The organism is Wolbachia endosymbiont of Drosophila bocki (genome assembly GCF_028982005.1).
Lineage (GTDB): Bacteria > Pseudomonadota > Alphaproteobacteria > Rickettsiales > Anaplasmataceae > Wolbachia > Wolbachia pipientis.
Genome location: NZ_JAPQLG010000075.1, coordinates 1 through 696 on the forward strand (window position 1 = coordinate 1; position 696 = coordinate 696).

Annotated in this window: 1 protein-coding gene; it reads left to right on the forward strand. The window is 36.9% G+C overall.

Annotated features, from left to right (window positions below; genetic code table 11):
- Window positions 1–103: 103 nt before the first annotated feature.
- Window positions 104–580: a coenzyme F420-0:L-glutamate ligase gene (locus OZD61_RS01485; RefSeq protein ID WP_338062826.1), complete on the forward strand. Its 477-nt coding sequence runs from the start codon at window positions 104–106 to the stop codon at window positions 578–580.
- The last annotated feature ends 116 nt before the right edge of the window (window positions 581–696 follow it).

The following is a 696-nucleotide window of genomic DNA, read 5'->3' on the forward strand; positions in this document are numbered from 1 at the left end:
CATAGATATACCTCTTTCTTAACTATGCTTATTTTACCTCATATTTTCGAGATCCTTAACAGGTTCTTACGGCATCTATTTAACAATCAAAGACAATATCTTAATTCCATCTGCTGGTATTGATGAATCAAATGGTAATGAAATGTATATTTTATACCCAAAGGATGTTCAGAAAACAGCTCTATCAATATGGAACTATCTCAAGACAAAACACTGCATAAAACATCTTGGTATTTTGATTACAGATAGTAACATAACACCTATGCGCCTTGGGGTTACGGGCGTTGCTCTTGGTTGGTGTGGATTTGAACCACTTTATTCCTATATAGGCAAGCCAGATCTTTATAATCAACCACTGCAAGTAACACAAGTCAATCTTCTTGATGCACTGGCAACATCTGCTGTTTTAGTTATGGGAGAAGGGGCAGAGCAAACACCGATGACAATAATTAGTGGTGCACCAAAGGTTCACTTTCTTACTCATCCGCCAACTACAGAAGAAGAAAAAAGTGTGAAGATATCTATGGAAGAGGACCTTTACTCTCCTCTCCTCATGCGAGCCCGCTGGTTAAAGAGTTAAAGAGGAACTTAAAAATTTGCTATTAGACTTCTTAGAGGTTGTCCATAAACCAAGGAATACGTAGTATATAAAGAAAGAATATTGAGGTAAGAGATGAGGAAAAAATATCCAACAGA